Annotated in this window: 1 pseudogene; it reads left to right on the top strand. The window is 54.7% G+C overall.

Features of this window, described 5'->3' with window-relative positions:
• Positions 1–274 (top strand): annotated as a pseudogene (locus SM753_RS20575) (type I glyceraldehyde-3-phosphate dehydrogenase); the annotation flags it as partial.

The raw sequence follows: 274 nt of genomic DNA on the forward strand, positions 1-274 counted from the left end.
GTCGAATCGACTGGAGTCTTCACCACCATCGAAAAGGCTTCCGCTCACTTGAAGGGAGGCGCCAAGAAGGTTATCATCTCTGCTCCATCTGCCGATGCCCCTATGTTTGTGATGGGTGTCAATGAGACCCAGTACAATGCTGCCAATGACCATATCATCAGCAACGCCTCGTGCACCACCAACTGTCTGGCTCCTCTGGCCAAGGTTGTCAACGACAACTTCGGCATCATCGAAGGACTGATGACCACTGTGCACGCGTGCACTGCCACCCCGG

This window comes from Halostella sp. PRR32, from assembly GCF_034808085.1.
Taxonomy (GTDB): Archaea; Halobacteriota; Halobacteria; order Halobacteriales; family Natronoarchaeaceae; genus Halostella; species Halostella pelagica.